Below are 15,442 nucleotides of genomic sequence, written 5' to 3'. Positions count from 1 at the left end.
ATGCTTTGCATCACCACACTTTTTTAGGATTTGATACCCATCGCGCTATACAGTAAAAAGAAAATCGTTTTGTTATGCCTTTAGAAAATTCCCTTGCGTATCCCACCCTCTTCAAACAGGTACGCATTCTTGATGCAGATGCTACTGATAAATTTGCAGATATATTCATAGATGGTGATCGCCAAATTCATCTGAACGTTGATGCTAACCAAATTCCTGAAAATACCAATGTTGATGAGCGATCGGGGCTAATTTTAGGAACTGGGGCGATCGATCTTTACAGTACCAGTGGTGAACCGGGGCATGAATCACGAGAAACCATTGCCGAATTAGTCCAAGCCGCCCAAAATGGTGGTTTTAGCACCGTAGGGATTTTGCCCAATACTCAACCTGCGATCGATGATATTGCAGCGCTAGAATTTTGGCGCAATGTGCAGCAGAAATATGGCGATCGCTTGCAACCTTGGGGGGCAATTACCAAAGGCTTAGAGGGAAAACAACTGACAGACATGGCGGAACTTGCCGAATCCGTCATTGGCTTTACCGATAGCAAACCGATCTCTAATCTCCTGTTAGTGCGCCGAGCGATGGAATATGTCAAACCCTTGGGCAAGCCAATCGCCCTATTTCCCCAAAATCCTGATCTGGCTGGCAGTGGGGTGATCCGTGAGGGCAAATGGTCTTTGCAATATGGCATGACGGGCTATCCCGCCGCCGCCGAAACTTCAGCCCTTGCGGCACTCATCGAATTAGTCCGCCTCACCAAAGCCCCGACTCACTTTATGCGAATTTCTACGGCGCAGAGTGTAGAACTAATCGCCCAAGCCAAAAACGATGGCTTGCCAGTAACCGCAAGTACAACTTGGCTCCATCTCTGTCATTGCGATCGCGATTTAGAAAGTTACGATCCCAATTTGCGCCTCATGCCTCCCCTTGGTAGCGAAGGCGATCGCCTTGCACTCATTGCAGGTATTCGTTCTGGAGTCATCGACGCGATCGTGATCGATCATACCCCCTGCGCCTATGAGGAAAAAGTCGTTCCCTTTGAGGTAGCTCCCGTTGGGGCGATCGGCTTAGAATTTGCGCTTCCTGTACTTTGGCAAAACCTAGTGACTACAGGATTATTAACTGCAAGCGAATTATGGAACGCGCTAAGTATTAATCCTGCCAAAATTCTCGGACTCGCTCAACCTCAGCTTGCCACTCTTTTCGATCCAAACTTGGAATGGCTAGTTGATGCAAAAGCGATCGCCTCACAATCAAAAAATAGTAGCTACATCGGGCGATCGCTAATCGGCAAGGTTCTATAGCTCTAGGGCGCAGAGCGCCCTAGAGCTATAATTTAGGTATTATTTACCTAAAAATGTGATGGTAAACCAAAATCCAGAACAAATCGCAAGAGATAAAATCGATGGGATGTTGATTGCGGCGGGATGGGGCGTGCAATCAAAGAGCAAGATTAATCTGGCGGCTAGTAGAGGTGTGGCGGTTCGGGAATATCAGACCGATGCGGGGATTGCGGACTATGTTTTGTTTGTCGATAAGAAACCTGTGGGCATTATCGAAGCCAAGCGAGAAGAGGAGGGGGAGAAACTGAGCGCCCATGAGGAGCAGTCGAAATATTACGCCGTAAGCAAGCTGAAATATCTCAAAAACGATCCTTTGCCCTTTGTTTATGAAAGCACAGGCGCGTTAACTAGGTTTACGGACTATCGCGATCCCAAGCCGAGAGCTAGAGCTGTGTTTCATTTCCATCGTCCTGAAACCTTAGCGGAATGGATGGCAGAATCGGAAACTTTACGGGCAAGGCTGAATAAAATTCCTGAATTAAAAGCAGAGGGGTTGCGACCTGCTCAGATTAAGGCGATCGCTAATTTGGAGGCATCATTTAAAGCCAATCGTCCCAAGGCGTTGATTCAAATGGCGACGGGGGCGGGAAAGACTTTTACGGCTTGTACTTTTGTGTATCGGTTGTTGAAGTTTGCCAGAGCCAAGCGGATTTTATTTTTAGTGGATACCAAGAATTTAGGAGAACAGGCGGAACAGGAGTTTCTCAAATATCAGCCGACGGATGATAATCGCAAATTTACGGAGCTTTATAATGTGCAGCGTCTGAGTTCTAGCTATATTGCTTCCGATAGTCAGGTGTGCATTTCCACAATTCAGCGACTCTATTCAATTTTGCAGGGTAAGGAATTAGATGAGTCGGCAGAGCAGGAAAACCCCAATGAGTCGGCTTGGAGTTGGCAGAAAAAAGAACCTTTGCCCGTGAGCTATTCCTTAAAAAATGCGATCGAGCAGTTCGATTTCATCATCATTGATGAGTGCCATCGCTCGATTTATAACATTTGGAAGCAGGTGTTGGAATATTATGATGCGTTTTTGATTGGGCTGACGGCTACGCCTGATAAGCGCACCTTTGGCTTTTTTAATCAGAATGTGGTCAGCGAGTATACCTATGAGGAGTCGATCGCGGATGGGGTGAATGTGCCGTACAACGTTTATACGATTGAGACGGAAATTACGAAAAATGGCGCAAAACTGAAAGCGAAGGAATATATCGACAAGCGCGAAAAGCTGTCTCGTAAAAAGCGCTGGGAACAGTTAGATGAGGATGTTGAATATAAGGCGAATAAGTTAGATCGCGATGTGGTGAATCCTAATCAAATTCGCGAAATTATTCGGGAGTTCAAACGGGCGTTAAAGGAGGAGATTTTTCGCGATCGCGTCATGCCTAATGGTGAGTATGAAGTACCGAAAACATTGATTTTTACGAAGACGGATAGCCATGCTGAGGACATTATTGCGATCGTGCGGGAGGAATTTGGCGAGGGGAATGAGTTTTGTAAAAAGGTGACTTATCAGAGTAAGGAAGATCCCAAATCGGTGCTAAATCGCTTCCGCAATGATTTCCATCCACGCATCGCTGTAACCGTGGACATGATCGCTACGGGAACCGATGTGAAGCCCTTGGAAGTGTTGCTATTTATGCGCGATGTCAAGAGTATCAATTACTTCGAGCAGATGAAGGGGCGCGGCACAAGAACGATCGCCTTTGATGATTTGCAAAGGGTGACTAGCACGGCGAATTTTACGAAAACCCATTTTGTGATTGTCGATGCTGTCGGCGCGATGAAGTCGAAGAAAACCGATAGTCGTCCGCTAGAGCGCAAGCCCAATGTTCCGCTTAAGGATTTATTGGGAGCCGTGACGATGGGAGCGCAGGATGAGGATTTATTCTTGACCTTGGCTAATCGGTTGATGCGATTAGATAAACAACTAACGGAACCTGAGCAGGTGAAATTTACGGAGCTTACAGGCGGTAAGAGTATTCATACTGTGGTCAAGGATCTGTTGACGGCTTACGATCCTGATGCGATCGCGGAAAGATCCGAGGCTTTGATCAACAATTTGCCTCTAGGCGATCGCACTCCTGCTTTAGAAGAGTCGGCGCTTAAACAAGCGCAGTCAGAGTTAGCGGATCTTGCCTCAGCAAATTTTAATGGTGAGTTGAATACTTACCTTGAGAATGTGCGGAAGGTGCATGAACAGATTATCGATACGATCAATCAGGACAAGATTTTGAAGTCAGAGTTTGATGCTTTTTCGGTCGATAAGGCTAGCGCGATGATTCAAGATTTTACTGATTATATTGCCGCAAATCGCGATGAAATCGTGGCTTTGAGCCTATTTTATGATCAGCCCTATCGCCGACGGGAGTTAACCTATCGGATGGTGCAGGAGCTATTAGAGAAGTTAAAGGCGGATCGTCCGATGTTAGCGCCGACCTATGTTTGGGATGCGTACAAGCAATTAGAAAATGTGCGGGTTGATAGTCCCAAAAATGAGTTGGTAGCTTTAGTTGCGCTGATTCGACGGGTGACGGGAATTGATAATGCGTTGACTCCCTATGACAAGATGATCGATCGCAATTTTCAGAATTGGGTATTTGGTAAGCAGGCGGGCGCGTTGAAGTTTACGGAGGAGCAGATGCGCTGGTTACGGATGATGAAGGAACATATCATTTCAAGTTTTCATATTGATGTGGATGATTTGGAATATACGCCTTTTGATGCGGAGGGAGGTGTCGGTAAGATGTATCAACTTTTTGGCGATCGCATGGGTGAGATTATCGAGGAGTTAAATGAGGCACTGGCGGCGTAAGCATCTATCAGACAGCTTGACGGATTGTGTCCCAATCGTTTTCTTTCATTGGGGTTGCTTCACCTGAAGCGATGCCTTCGAGGATTAGAGGTTCAAGGTATGTTTTGCGAGCTTGGTCTTGTTTGATCAGGGTTTGAATATAATCGTCGGTGTTGTTGTAATGTCCTGATGCGATTTGTTCTTGCAAATATTGGGTTAGTGCTTCGGGGAGGGTGACGGTTAGGGTTGTCATGACTCATTCAGCGTAGGGATTATTTTTGAGTATATGTTATTTGTCTGATGAGATGATTTTGACGATCGCAATTTGCTGCGGGTTGGGGGTTAGGTCATAAGCAAAGCATTCATTGCTATGGGTAATCTAGTTTGGTTGGTGTATCGTTTTATAATGTTTATATTTGCTGAAGAGGTTTGATATGTTGGCAAAAGAACAAGTTAGAGAGACTGCTAATGAGCTATTCCGTCTTCATTTAAAAAATTATCCTTTGTGGGATAATTCATCGCGAATTAACTTAGCACAAAAATTTTTAGAGAAAAGACGTAATCGGCTAGCGCAAATGACAGTATCAGAAATGCAAGAAGCTGAGGTTGCTTTTGATCGATTTAAGGTAAGCATCGATAGCGATCGCGCTGTGGATGCCAAACTTTATCTATGATTGTATTTCTCGATTCTGGTGTAATTGGCATATTGTCCAATCCCAATAAGAATACTCTGGTTATTGCGTGTGAGAATTGGCTGTATAGTTTGTTAGCAAAGAGTGTATATGTTGTCAGTTCAGATATTTGTGATTATGAGGTAAGACGAAATTTAGTGCTTGAAGCGATGCGTTTTGAGCGGCGATCGCATTCATTAATTGCACTAGATGAGTTGCATGAATTTGTTGAATTTATATCAGTTTCTCCGCAAGTGTTGGGCAAGGCTGCGGATATTTGGGCAAGGTCGCGTTTACAGGGGCAACCAATGTCAAATTTGACTGGTATTGATGTTGATGCAATTGTTTGCGCTCATTGGCAATTATTACGAGATGAGTTTCCTAGTCGTTATGTGGTAGTTGCGACGACTAATGTGCGTCATTTGTCGTTGTTTACTGAGGCTTTTGAGTGGCAAGATATCCAGCTATAGACAAATCTATTATTTTGAGAGTTTTGGGCGATAAATCAGGTTAATGATGATGAGAGAAGATTGGATTGAGGTTGAATTAGGGGATGTTTGCTTTACTACTTCAGGAGGAACGCCAAGCAGAAGTAAATCGGAATATTACAAGGGGACAATTCCTTGGGTTAAATCAGGGGAATTAAACTACAACATAATCTTTGATACTGAAGAACATATTTCTGATGAAGCAGTACAAAAATCAAGTGCAAAAATTTTCCCAGAAGGAACTTTATTAATTGCTCTTTATGGTGCAACTATTGGGAAACTTGCTGTTTTAGGTGTTCCTGCAACTACAAATCAGGCAATATGTGGCATTTATAAAAACAAATTATTTGAAACCAAATTTTTATTTAATTATCTATTTCACAAAAGACAAAAATTGATTGAGCAAGGTACTGGAGGTGCTCAGCCAAATATAAGTCAAACAATACTTAAAAAGCTTCCATTACCTCTTGCGCCAGTGCCTGAACAAAGGGCGATCGCTGCCAAAATTGAGCAACTATTTAGCGAACTAGACAACGGCATAGCCAACCTCAAAGCCGCCAAATCTAAACTAGAAATCTATCGCCAATCTGTTTTTAAAAAGATGTTGGACGGGATTGAACTTGTTTCTTTTGAGGAGATTATAAAATCATCGCAAAATGGAATCTCAAAGAGACAAGGGATAAGTGGTAAGGAAACTAAAGTATTGCGTTTAGCAGATATTTCAGATCTACAAATTAATTATGAGTCTCCTAGGTATATATTATTAGATGATACTGAAATTAAAAAATATAAAATCAGTAAAAATGACTTACTGGTAATTAGAGTTAATGGCAGTAAGGATTTAGTTGGCAGATTAATTTCTTTTACACAAAAAGATGAATTAGAGACTTGGACTTTTTGCGATCACTTCATAAGATTGAGTCTAGATCCTGACAAATTTAACTCAAAGTTCTACTTTTATTTTTTTCAAATGCCAGAGACAAGGAAATATATTCATGACAATATGGTTTCATCTGCTGGTCAAAATACAGTTAGCCAAGTAACTATCAAAAGTGTTAAGGTTCCCTACTTGGATAAGACTTCACAAAACAAAATTGTCCAAGAAATTGAAACCCGTCTATCTGTTTGCGACAAACTTAAAGAAAGCATTGATCAAAGCCTAGAAAAAGCCCAAGCATTACGACAAAGCATCCTCAAAAAAGCCTTTGAAGGCAAACTCCTCAGCCAAGACGAACTCCAAACCTGTCGCCAACAACCCGACTGGGAACCTGCTGCTAAACTATTGGAAAGAGTTAAAAACAAGAAAAGTAAATGAATAGCAACATTGAAATTTATCAAAGCCAAGACAACCAAATCGAGCTAAACGTCAAATTTGAGACCGACACAGTTTGGCTCACTCAAGCACAAATGGCAGAACTATTCCAACGCAATCGGGTAGCGATCACACAACACATCGGCAATATTTTCAAAGAAGGTGAACTAGACGAAATTTCAGTTAGTAAGGAATTCTTACATACTGCCACAGATGGCAAAAAATACAACACCAAATACTACAACCTCGATGTAATTATCTCAGTTGGCTATCGCGTCAAATCCAAACAAGGCACACAATTTCGCCAATGGGCGACCCAACGCCTCAAAGATTATCTAGTCCAAGGCTATGCCATCAACCAAAAACAACACTTACCCTATTTATCGCATCCAGTAAAACCTCTGAATCAGAAACAGTTAAATACTTGATTATCAGTATATTAAACGGATAAAAATGGCTAAAGAAATTCCTACTATCAGAGAATTATTTGATCAACTAGCTATTATTCAGCAATCAAATTCTATTGGAATTGAAGAAGTAAAACGTAGCGATCGCCATAATCCATTTTTTGAGCCAGTAAACTTAAATATGCAACTACAGCAACTCCAAGCAAACAGAGAAAATATCTTAGCGATCGCTGAACTATAATTTAAAACACCAAGCTCACCAAGTTAAACCAATGACAACAGTAGCAATTTTGCCTATTTCAAACATCAATGGCGAAAAATCCTACCGTGCGATCGCGGGAGACAAACAAAGCACAGGCAAAACTGCGGGACAAGCCTTAGATAGGCTAACCACACAACTAGAGGAAACTGACTTTAGCGGGATGCTAATTATTCAGAGCTTTCAGCCCGACTCATTTTTTAGTGCCAACCAGCAAAAACGACTATCCGAACTAATGAATCATTGGCGAATTGCTAGAGAGCAGGGTCAAGAATTACCAACCGAAAAACAAGCAGAACTTGATAGTTTAGTTGAAGCCGAGCTAAAAGCCGCCACTAAGCGCACAGAATTATTAGTGCAGCCTTTGAATTAATGAATCAATATTATTCAGAAGTATCTGCCAGAGCTAATCATCATTGCGAATATTGCCACGCACCAGAACTAGTTTTCAACTTTCCCTTTGAAGTAGAGCATATTATCCCCATCTCCAAACAAGGCACAGATAACGCAGACAATTTAGCCCTTGCTTGTAGATCCTGCAATTTGCGTAAAGGCTCAAGTACTAGCGTAATTTCTCCTAACTCAAATATTGAAGTTAGACTATTCAATCCGAGAAATGATCAGTGGCATCAACATTTTTTAGCCGATCCTGAATCAGGCATAGTCAATGGCATAACTGATATCGGCAAAGTCACTGTAGAAAAATTAATGATGAATAGCTCCAGCCAACTTTCAGCAAGAAAACTATGGATACGTTTGGGCTTATTTCCTTAAAACCTATCTAAATCTAAATTATCTAAAAAAGAAAAGCTACAAATGAGTAACGAATCAAGCCTAATCTCTAAAGTTTGGAACTTCGCCAACGTCCTACGTGACGACGGTGTGAGCTATGGCGACTACCTCGAACAAATTACATACCTGCTATTCCTCAAAATGGCAGACGAAATGTCCAAACCGCCCTACAGCAAAATCATCAAATTTCCGCACATCAAAGACGCAGAAGGCAACGAAATCGCTAACGGCGAAAAGTGCGACTGGGCAACCCTCACCAGCAACAAACGCGGCGCAGAACTCGAAAATTATTACAACCAAATGTTGCGATCGCTTGCCACCGAAAAAGGCACATTAGGGCAAATCTTCACCAAATCGCAAAACAAAATCCAAGACCCATCAAAACTGCTCAAAATCATCGACATGATCGCCAAAGAGCAATGGACAATGGTGGGAACCGATGTCAAAGGCAACATTTACGAAGGACTGCTAGAGAAAAACGCCGAAGACACCAAAAGCGGTGCAGGACAATACTTCACCCCCAGAGCCTTAATCAAAGCAATGGTTGCCTGCGTCAATCCGCAACCCAGCAAAACCATTCACGATCCCGCCTGTGGTACAGGAGGATTCTTTCTCGCCGCCTATGACCACATCATCAAACACCATCGCCTCGACAAAGATCAGAAAATCTTTCTCAAAAATCGCACCTTCTCAGGAAATGAAATCGTCGCCAGTACCCGCCGCCTCTGCTTGATGAATATGTTTTTGCATACAGTCCATTGAGGGATTAAGTAGTACAGTAACAACACTTAGTAAACCAATTTTTGAAGAAATCTTTTTCTAACAAGTAAGGGAAAACGTTGATTAAATGCTGAAGTAGTTTTTGAGAATGAGGTCTAAGCAATCTAATAAAATATTTGAGAACCGACCACATCATCTCAATTGGATTAAAATCAGGAGAATAGGTGGGTAAGTACAAAATCTTAGCACCTGTCGCTGTAATTGCTTTTGCGACCCCCTCAACTTTATGGCAGTTGAGGTTATCCATGATGATCCTATGCTCAGGACGTAATTTAGGTACTAGGTCATCTTGGACAAAGGTGAGAAAATCTGCTCCTTTCATAGAACCCTGAATCGTTTTCAGGCAAACAATCCCATCAACTGAAATAGCGCCAATTATTGTGTATTTCTGACCTTTGTAAAAGGGACGAAGACTGAATACTCTTTTGCCACATTCACTTCTTGCCACAGAGCGTTCCATCCCCTGCCATACTCCCGTTTCATCAATACAAATCAGATCTTCAGCTTTCACTTCATTCAATGCTTCCCAAAATTCACATCTTTGCTGTTGTACTGCCTCACTTTTTACCTTTTCATGGCGATAGGTCTTTTTTTTAGAGTGATGTTATGCCTCTGGAAAAATCGGCACATGCTGCCTGTGGTCACTGATACTCCTGTTTGTTCTGCTACTTCTTCACAGTACTGCCATAGTGTCCAATCTGGATGCTCTGAGACAATTTCGAGGATTTTCTCCTGATGCGCTTCGAGGGGACTTTTGATTGGACTACCTAATGGTTTGTGGTTTAGTTCTCCTGTCTCTCGGTATTGATTCAGTAGTTTTTGCACTGTTTTCGTCGCGACTTGAAATTGCTTCGCTACTTCCCGAATCGATGTATTTCCTGCTTCGTAGTTTGCTACGATCTTTTCTCTGAGATCTAGTGAGTAAGGTGCCATTTTTTACTCTCTTTTGGGTTTTGCTATCCTAGCTTATCTTGTACTACTCTTTCCCTCAATAGGCTGTAACATCGGCGAAATTGATGGCGATAGTTTTATCTCTACCAATGACGCACTCATTTCCGATGAAGGTATTCGCGTTGATTATGTCCTCGCCAATCCACCCTTCGGCAAAAAAAGCAGCATCACCATCACCAACCAAGAAGGCGAACAGGAACGCCAAGACCTTAGCTATAACCGCCAAGACTTTTGGGCAACCACTTCCAACAAACAACTCAACTTTTTGCAGCATATCCGCACCCTGCTCAAAGTCAACGGACAAGCCGCCGTCGTCCTTCCCGACAACATTCTCTTTGAAGGCGGCTCAGGCGAAACCGTCCGCAAAGAGCTAATGAAAACCACCGATTTACATACAATTTTGCGACTGCCCACAGGCATCTTTTATGCCCAAGGAGTCAAGGCAAACGTCCTCTTTTTTGACAACAAACCCGCCGCCAAAGAGCCTTGGACAAAGGAAGTCTGGATCTATGACTACCGCACCAATGTCCAACATACCCTCAAGAAAAATCCCCTCAAACTTGAAGATCTCCAGCCTTTTATCGATTGCTACAAATCAGGCGATCGCTACCACCGCATCGAAACATGGTCAGAAGCAACCCCCGAAGGACGCTGGCGCAAATTTAGCTATGACGAAATCATGGCGCGAGACAAAACCAACCTCGATATTTTCTGGCTCAAGGACAAAAGCCTCGCCGATCTCGATAATCTCCCCGATCCCGACATTCTGGCTAATGAAATCATCGAAAATATCGAAGCAGGCTTAGACAGCTTTCGGGAAATTATGGAAAACCTTAATGCGATCGCAATATAGCTCTTTTCAAGTAAGCGAAGTAAAGAGGGCTGTGTCCCCACCTTTGGTGAGGACACAGCCCTCTTTACTAGATTGATATACGCAATATAAAATCGCGATAAAAGAGATAGGTACGAAGTGCCTATCTCTTTTAATAGAAAGGTCTTAGCGCCTGTAAAATTACGGCTGAGGCACGTTTTGCATCTTCTGCATGATCAAGAGTTTGACTGACTTGAGTTAGCTGTTGCTCTAACGCATCAAAGGTTTCATAGGTTTGGAAAATAAGCTGCATCAAATCATCGAGATCATAGGTATAGAGTGCAGACCAGTCCCGTTCTTGTGGACTAAAACGATAATGAAGACTCGAAAATAATAGAATCTTGGCATGGAGTGGACTGATATTTCGCGAAATGTCCGCCCGTAAATCAAATAAATTCGTTAAATATTTAAGATTATGGCGATGGGGAATTGTTGACTGACTATCAGGATCAATGATGTCAGCTTCGTTGCGATATGTGATCGCCACAGCTTCATCGGGATGTAAAAAGCTATTCGGGAGTTTACCTTCATCTCGCAAGGTATAGAGAAACCCGATGCTATCGATAATATTATCGGCAGCAAGCAGATAATCTGATTGCTTGCTAAGCTGCTTGACATGACTATTTAACTTTTGCTTGAGTGTATTGAGATTGGGGAATAAAATCATCAATTCGCGCACAAGCTGACGGATATGCAACGTTTTGACTTCGTTGACATCATTTGACCAAGTGTCATTACAAGTGAAGAGGATGAGTCGTTTGATGCGAAGTACATTGCTGTCTTGCTCCAAGCTATCTATAACTTCCTCTAGAAGATTTAAATCTTCCATAGACTTTTTTGTGATGTTGCTAAAGATAGCAGGATATTAGGATGAGAATGCCTGACTAAAGCGCCGTCCATTCTAACCTCTAAATCACTACTTTTTGTTAGACAATGTTGCCCTAAATGATATTTGTTTATGCAGCAATTGCCGTAATTTATGTTGCCATCTTGGTAGATGGTGGTTAGGCAAGTCAAGGGCAATGCCTAAATTTAGGGATGGTTTTTGCCATCGGGCATGGTTGCGCCACTAAAGATTGTACCAATGGTACTGGCTCCGCTTAGCTCGGCTCTGGTGAGAACGGCATAGCTGAGGTCAGCGCCATCGAGATTAGCTCTGACTAAATAGGCATCCACTAAACTCGCTTGACTGAGATTAGCTTTATCAAGTAGCGATCGCGATAGATCTGTACCTGTGAGGATAGCCTGAATTAAGCCTGCATTGCTTAAAGTCGCCATACTAACATTTGCCTTGCTCAAATTAGCGCCAAATAAGTTTGCTAAACGGAGATTTGCATTTTTAAGATCCGCCTTGGTGAAATTGGCATTCTTCAAGTTAGCTTCCGTAAGATTGACATTATTCAGATTGGCTTCCGTAAAAATTGTCCCGATCGCGATCACCCCACTGAGATTTGCACCCTGTAAATTAACCCTCGCAAGGGTTGCTTCACTGAGATTGGCTTCCGAAAGATCGACCCCAGACAGATCCGCTCCACTGAGGTTTGCCCCCCGTAAGTCAGCTTTGCGTAAGTTCGCACCATTCATGGTTGTGGGTGGATAGCCTCGCTCTTCGCGCATCAGAGCCGCACTTAAGATCGCACAACGTAAATTTGCCCCCCGCAAATTTGCACTGCGTAAGTCCGCTTCCCCCAGATTAGCATCCATTAAGTTAGCTAAAGAAAGATTTGCTCCAAATAAATTTACCCTTTGCAACATTGCGCCATGCAGATCAGCTTCGGAGAGGTTGGCATTCATCATGATCGCTTGGTTGAGGGTTGCCCCACCTAATTTTGCGCCAACTAAATTGGCATGATTAAAAGTGACTTTGTTTAGATAAGCAAAGACTAAATTTGTACGTCTGAGATCGGCTTTGGTTAAGTTAACACCAATTAAATCACTGTTAAATAGATTGGCATTAGCTAGATTAATACTGGCAAAGTCACGCCGACCAGCAGCATATTCCTTCAAAAGTTTGTCTGCACTCATGATTTACGCTGTAAGGTTTGCAAGTTTTCCATTGTTTGCAGGGTGTTGATATGGTAGCGCGATTGTAATCCATGCTCCCCCAGTCTCAGGATGATTTTTCGCAGTGATCGTCCCTTTGTGTAATAAAACGATCTGATGGGCGATCGCCAAACCTAAACCACTACCCCCATAATCAAGTCCTGAGCGAGTACGTGATGGATCAATGCGATAAAAGCGATCGAACAAGTAGGGTAAGGAGTCTTCAGGAAAACCTTCCCCAGCATCAATAGTCTCAATTTCAATATTGGTATCAACCACACTAGCTTTAATGGTAATGCTCTGGAGGGCAGGACTATGCTTGATGCTGTTGTCTAATAAGTTGAGCAGTAGTCGATAAATGCGCGACTCATCAACCAGCAAAGATGTTGTCTCATCACCAATATATTTGAGGCTAACCTGCTTCCGATTCGCCAATGGCTCTAAGGTTGTCCATACCGATCGCACTAGGGCTGCTAAATTTACCTCTTGGAGATGCAAAGGCGGCTCAATACCCACATCCATCTGTCCTAAATCGAGCAGGTCTTTCACCAGATTGGTAATGCGATCGATTTCACTAAGGAGCCGCTCTACCCAAATTCTGGCGGAAGGATCGACTCTTGGCTCGATGGTCTCAGCAACTAAGCGAATCGAAGTGAGGGGAGTTTTTAGCTCATGGGCAACATCCGATGTCCAGCGATCGCGCTGTTGAGCAATGGCGATCGCCTCTTGACGATCTTCTAAAAAAATCCCTACCTGTCCCTGATCAAGATAGATACTATAGGCTCGAATCGGTCTGCCCTGTTGAGGTACTGGATCAACAGGATCGGGAATAGCAGGATGAAATACCCAATCAACTTGAGAACCCATACTTTGCGATCGGGTTTGTTCAATTAAATGATCGAGTTCATAGGAGCGAATTACCTGTAATAAAAATGGCTTGCGGAGTAGCCCCTGCTGATGGTTATTAATTCCCATCATGGTTGCCGCCCTTTGATTACAGACATTTAAGTGATTATCTTGATCAACTTGGATATAACCGATGGGGGCAGCCTCAACGATTTTTTCCCACAATAGGCGATCAGACTCATACTCGAGAAATTGATTATTCCCAAATTGATCGCGATATTTTTGCTGTAAATCTTGTTGAATATTTTGTTGAATATTTTGTGCCCAAGATTTAAGGCTATGGAGTGATTTGACCTTAAACACCTGTCGCGATCGCTTCCGAAATTTCCGATTACGTCTCTTTTGGGCATAGTGCCAGCTAAACCAGCAAGCACTAGTGGTGATCGCCCCAATGATAATTCCTACAAGCAGCCAGAGCAATTCCAGTTTCATGGCAACAGGTATATTTGTTTGATTATATACAAAAAGAGAGGGTTGCACAGCAGCCCTCTCTTTAAAACATGTAAAGAATAAATGCGGCGCAAAGCGCCGCATTTATTCTTCTGGGTTTAAGTTGTAACTACTAAAAGTTTAGTAAGTTTCAACATGCCAACGACCGTCTTTCTTCATTTGTTTCTCGAAATCCTTCCAAACAGCACCATTCTTTTCGGCTGTTGTGGTCATGAATTCAGCAATACCATCTTCCATACCACGCAAACCACACATGTAAGTATGGGTGCTAGGCTTTTGGAGTAATTCCCAAAACTCATCGGCATATTCAGCCATGCGGTTTTGAATATACATCTTTTCGCCTTTATCGTTTTTCTGTTCACGACTAATAGCAACATCGTAACGGAAGTTACGCTTGTTTCTGTAGGCAAGCCATTCTAGATCAGGCTTGTACAAAACTGCACTGTCGGTAGGGACACCAAAGAAGAGCCAAGCTAAACCATTGAATTTATAATCGGGGTGCTTTTCCTTAAACATCCGCCATAGGAAGGCTCGGAAAGGTGCGATACCAGTACCTGTGGCAATCATAATGATGGTGGCATTAGGATCGTCAGGTAATAGCATTTCTTTACCAACGGGACCTGTTAGCTTGACATCATCACCAGGTTTGAGGTCGGTTAAGAAGTTAGAGCATACACCTTTAACCGTTTCGCCTGCTTCGTTTTTGTACTCAAGGCGCTTTACGCTCAAGGAGAGGGTTTTGCCATCAAGATCATCACCAAGGCGGGTAGAAGCGATCGAATAGAGGCGAAGTTTATGGGGTTTGCCGTTTTTATCTTCTCCAGGAGGGACAACACCAATACTTTGACCTTCTAAGTAGCGAAGATCGCCTCCCGAAATATCAAATTTGACATGGCGAGTATCACCAGCAGCACCGGGTCTGACCAACACTTCGTTGGAGATACATTTTGCCGTAAATGGATTAGCGGGGCGGTAGATATTAACGGGAATATCTTTGTCTGAATTTGCACTCATGAGACGTTATGTGGTCGATATATGACAGAAGAACACGCAGTTATTATATTTTCAAATGCGACTTGTCGGTATTCTGTAGCAGAAAGATCTCTTTGATGGGGCAAAGATTACATGTTTATTAATATTTGTTGTTGCTCCTATCAAGTAAATGGTCAAACCCCAATTCTCCAAATTTGGACAGATTTTGGACTTGAAGAGACAGCGCTTAGCAGCTTTGTGTCAGCTTGTCTATGTTATTATCGATACAATTGCTACAAATTATCAACTTAAGGTACTTGCTACAAGCTACTAATTCGTAGTAAGGGGCGAAAAAAGTATCTGCAAAGGCTTCAGCAAAATTGCATTTCTCACTGTG

The 15,442-nt window shown here is 42.8% G+C and carries 15 protein-coding genes and 3 pseudogenes; 11 read left to right on the top strand and 7 right to left on the bottom strand.

The features are described 5' to 3' along the window. The first annotated feature begins 74 nt into the window (after positions 1 to 74). Complete coding sequence (locus tag NMG48_RS03160; protein ID WP_271253946.1) at positions 75 to 1,310, top strand: dihydroorotase; 1,236 nt, start codon at positions 75 to 77, stop codon at positions 1,308 to 1,310. Between the two features lie 58 nt (positions 1,311 to 1,368). Next, entirely contained in the window at positions 1,369 to 4,164 is a 2,796-nt protein-coding gene (locus NMG48_RS03155) for a type I restriction endonuclease subunit R (RefSeq protein ID WP_271253945.1), read from the top strand. Positions 4,165 to 4,171: 7 nt separating this feature from the next. On the opposite strand, the gene NMG48_RS03150 is transcribed toward NMG48_RS03155, so the two are convergent. Beyond that, entirely contained in the window at positions 4,172 to 4,396 is a 225-nt protein-coding gene (locus NMG48_RS03150) for a type II toxin-antitoxin system ParD family antitoxin (RefSeq protein WP_271253944.1), read from the bottom strand. Positions 4,397 to 4,577: 181 nt separating this feature from the next. Here NMG48_RS03150 and NMG48_RS03145 point away from each other — a divergent pair, with 181 nt between their 5' ends. The 8 genes and pseudogenes from NMG48_RS03145 to NMG48_RS03110 all read left to right on the top strand — a co-directional run. Next, positions 4,578 to 4,817 carry a hypothetical protein gene (locus NMG48_RS03145; protein ID WP_271253943.1) on the top strand — a complete coding sequence of 80 codons (240 nt, stop codon included), beginning with the start codon at positions 4,578 to 4,580 and terminating at the stop codon, positions 4,815 to 4,817. Beyond that, the gene (locus NMG48_RS03140; RefSeq protein ID WP_271253942.1) at positions 4,814 to 5,284 is read left to right on the top strand and encodes a hypothetical protein; all 471 of its coding nucleotides are present in this window, start codon (positions 4,814 to 4,816) and stop codon (positions 5,282 to 5,284) included. The genes NMG48_RS03145 and NMG48_RS03140 overlap by 4 nt, the downstream gene beginning before the upstream one ends. Positions 5,285 to 5,327: 43 nt before the next feature. After that, complete coding sequence (locus tag NMG48_RS03135) at positions 5,328 to 6,617, top strand: restriction endonuclease subunit S (protein WP_271253941.1); 1,290 nt, start codon at positions 5,328 to 5,330, stop codon at positions 6,615 to 6,617. Beyond that, a complete protein-coding gene (locus tag NMG48_RS03130) occupies positions 6,614 to 7,042 on the top strand; it encodes a virulence RhuM family protein (RefSeq protein ID WP_271253940.1) in 429 nt (142 codons plus the stop codon). Before NMG48_RS03135 ends, NMG48_RS03130 begins: the two co-directional genes overlap by 4 nt. 25 nt (positions 7,043 to 7,067) lie before the next feature. Next, on the top strand, positions 7,068 to 7,262 hold the full coding sequence (locus tag NMG48_RS03125; RefSeq protein WP_271253939.1) for a hypothetical protein: 195 nt from the start codon (positions 7,068 to 7,070) through the stop codon (positions 7,260 to 7,262). 31 nt (positions 7,263 to 7,293) lie between these two features. Next, a complete protein-coding gene (locus NMG48_RS03120) occupies positions 7,294 to 7,653 on the top strand; it encodes a hypothetical protein (protein WP_271253938.1) in 360 nt (119 codons plus the stop codon). Beyond that, positions 7,653 to 8,054, top strand: coding sequence for an HNH endonuclease (locus NMG48_RS03115; protein WP_271253937.1), 402 nt, complete (start codon positions 7,653 to 7,655; stop codon positions 8,052 to 8,054). Before NMG48_RS03120 ends, NMG48_RS03115 begins: the two co-directional genes overlap by 1 nt. 42 nt (positions 8,055 to 8,096) lie before the next feature. Then, a pseudogene (locus NMG48_RS03110) lies at positions 8,097 to 8,828 on the top strand (type I restriction-modification system subunit M); the annotation flags it as partial. Positions 8,829 to 8,838: 10 nt separating this feature from the next. Here the strand turns inward: NMG48_RS03110 and NMG48_RS03105 are convergent. Beyond that, positions 8,839 to 9,387 (bottom strand): annotated as a pseudogene (locus NMG48_RS03105) (transposase); the annotation flags it as partial. A gap of 29 nt (positions 9,388 to 9,416) precedes the next feature. Beyond that, positions 9,417 to 9,785, bottom strand: a complete 369-nt coding sequence (locus NMG48_RS03100) for a helix-turn-helix domain-containing protein (protein ID WP_271251623.1) — start codon at positions 9,783 to 9,785, stop codon at positions 9,417 to 9,419. A gap of 67 nt (positions 9,786 to 9,852) precedes the next feature. Between NMG48_RS03100 and NMG48_RS03095 the strand changes: the two are divergent. Next, positions 9,853 to 10,656: pseudogene (locus NMG48_RS03095) on the top strand (HsdM family class I SAM-dependent methyltransferase); the annotation flags it as partial. 130 nt (positions 10,657 to 10,786) lie between these two features. On the opposite strand, the gene NMG48_RS03090 reads toward NMG48_RS03095, so the two are convergent. The 4 genes from NMG48_RS03090 to NMG48_RS03075 all read right to left on the bottom strand — a co-directional run bounded on the left by NMG48_RS03090 (position 10,787) and on the right by NMG48_RS03075 (position 15,087). Continuing rightward, the gene (locus NMG48_RS03090) at positions 10,787 to 11,503 is read right to left on the bottom strand and encodes a hypothetical protein (RefSeq protein ID WP_271253934.1); all 717 of its coding nucleotides are present in this window, start codon (positions 11,501 to 11,503) and stop codon (positions 10,787 to 10,789) included. A gap of 203 nt (positions 11,504 to 11,706) precedes the next feature. Next, positions 11,707 to 12,699 (bottom strand): pentapeptide repeat-containing protein, encoded by a 993-nt coding sequence (locus NMG48_RS03085; RefSeq protein ID WP_271253933.1) that lies wholly within the window; start codon positions 12,697 to 12,699, stop codon positions 11,707 to 11,709. Between the two features lie 3 nt (positions 12,700 to 12,702). Then, complete coding sequence (locus NMG48_RS03080; protein WP_271253932.1) at positions 12,703 to 14,103, bottom strand: sensor histidine kinase; 1,401 nt, start codon at positions 14,101 to 14,103, stop codon at positions 12,703 to 12,705. 90 nt (positions 14,104 to 14,193) lie between these two features. Then, on the bottom strand, positions 14,194 to 15,087 hold the full coding sequence (locus tag NMG48_RS03075; RefSeq protein WP_126387885.1) for an FAD-binding oxidoreductase: 894 nt from the start codon (positions 15,085 to 15,087) through the stop codon (positions 14,194 to 14,196). Positions 15,088 to 15,442: the final 355 nt, after the last annotated feature.

It is taken from the genome of Pseudanabaena sp. Chao 1811 (genome assembly GCF_027942295.1).
GTDB lineage: Bacteria > Cyanobacteriota > Cyanobacteriia > Pseudanabaenales > Pseudanabaenaceae > Pseudanabaena.
This window is presented reverse-complemented; position numbering and strand designations above follow the sequence as displayed.

Coding starts and splice junctions, on each gene's coding strand:
- NMG48_RS03155 (WP_271253945.1), top strand. CDS start 1,369: ATGGTAAACCAAAATCCAGAACAAATCGCAAGAGATAAAATCGATGGG.
- NMG48_RS03150 (WP_271253944.1), bottom strand. CDS start 4,396: ATGACAACCCTAACCGTCACCCTCCCCGAAGCACTAACCCAATATTTG.
- NMG48_RS03145 (WP_271253943.1), top strand. CDS start 4,578: ATGTTGGCAAAAGAACAAGTTAGAGAGACTGCTAATGAGCTATTCCGT.
- NMG48_RS03075 (WP_126387885.1), bottom strand. CDS start 15,087: ATGAGTGCAAATTCAGACAAAGATATTCCCGTTAATATCTACCGCCCC.
- NMG48_RS03115 (WP_271253937.1), top strand. CDS start 7,653: ATGAATCAATATTATTCAGAAGTATCTGCCAGAGCTAATCATCATTGC.
- NMG48_RS03135 (WP_271253941.1), top strand. CDS start 5,328: ATGATGATGAGAGAAGATTGGATTGAGGTTGAATTAGGGGATGTTTGC.
- NMG48_RS03160 (WP_271253946.1), top strand. CDS start 75: ATGCCTTTAGAAAATTCCCTTGCGTATCCCACCCTCTTCAAACAGGTA.
- NMG48_RS03140 (WP_271253942.1), top strand. CDS start 4,814: ATGATTGTATTTCTCGATTCTGGTGTAATTGGCATATTGTCCAATCCC.
- NMG48_RS03085 (WP_271253933.1), bottom strand. CDS start 12,699: ATGAGTGCAGACAAACTTTTGAAGGAATATGCTGCTGGTCGGCGTGAC.
- NMG48_RS03120 (WP_271253938.1), top strand. CDS start 7,294: ATGACAACAGTAGCAATTTTGCCTATTTCAAACATCAATGGCGAAAAA.
- NMG48_RS03100 (WP_271251623.1), bottom strand. CDS start 9,785: ATGGCACCTTACTCACTAGATCTCAGAGAAAAGATCGTAGCAAACTAC.
- NMG48_RS03090 (WP_271253934.1), bottom strand. CDS start 11,503: ATGGAAGATTTAAATCTTCTAGAGGAAGTTATAGATAGCTTGGAGCAA.
- NMG48_RS03130 (WP_271253940.1), top strand. CDS start 6,614: ATGAATAGCAACATTGAAATTTATCAAAGCCAAGACAACCAAATCGAG.
- NMG48_RS03125 (WP_271253939.1), top strand. CDS start 7,068: ATGGCTAAAGAAATTCCTACTATCAGAGAATTATTTGATCAACTAGCT.